The sequence below is a fragment of the Vibrio sp. 1288 genome, assembly GCF_033344475.1.
Genome location: NZ_JAWPOX010000726.1, coordinates 1 through 620, shown reverse-complemented (window position 1 = coordinate 620; position 620 = coordinate 1). Strand labels below are relative to the sequence as shown.

The 620-nt window shown below is 41.3% G+C and carries 1 protein-coding gene; it reads right to left on the bottom strand.

Annotation, left to right across the window (positions count from 1 at the left end; translation table 11 throughout):
* Positions 1-97 precede the first annotated feature (97 nt).
* Entirely contained in the window at positions 98-532 is a 435-nt protein-coding gene (locus tag R8O11_RS29020) for a DUF2753 domain-containing protein (RefSeq protein ID WP_005490627.1), read from the bottom strand.
* Positions 533-620 lie beyond the last annotated feature (88 nt).

Below are 620 nucleotides of genomic sequence, written 5' to 3'. Positions count from 1 at the left end.
TACTTTGTATATGTTAGTGAGTATCTACTTACTGTCGAATAGCTTTCGTTGAGTCATTTCCAAGTGATGAGGTCAGCTTATTTTCGACCTTTGCTCATTAATTTAAACGAAACTTAGCGATCACTTCGCAATTGGTTGCGGTATCGATCTTCTCTACTTGTTTCGCAATTGCTGGGTTTGGATGACGCTTCATAAAATCGATAAGTGCTTTTGTGCAACAGCCGATGGAGTCAATGAAGCTCGCGCAATTCTGGTTTGGGCATTGGGGAATAAGTGTGAGCACTTTTTCAGATGCCAGCTGAAGATATTTGAGTTCGTATTCGGTATCACCAGCCCAGCGCCAAAATTGCGCGAGGTTGTGACAAGAGATTACAGAAATCAAAAGGCGTTCGTCTGCTTCAATTTCCACGCATTCACTAATGTCTTCACTTAAGCTTAAAGCTTGTTGATAGTGAAGAATGCTGCGTACAGGATCATCTAGTTGCAGGGCAGTATCGGCTAGGAGTGTGTGTTTTTCCCATTCACTGATCATTATCGTTGTCCCACGTATCGAATTTGGGATGAATCTAAACGATAATTATTATCAAGTAAAGTGGTTTGTTTACAAAAGGACAGGCAGA

Excerpts from the sequence above, each read along its gene's own strand:
- R8O11_RS29020 (WP_005490627.1), bottom strand. The coding sequence starts at position 532 with ATGATCAGTGAATGGGAAAAACACACACTCCTAGCCGATACTGCCCTG.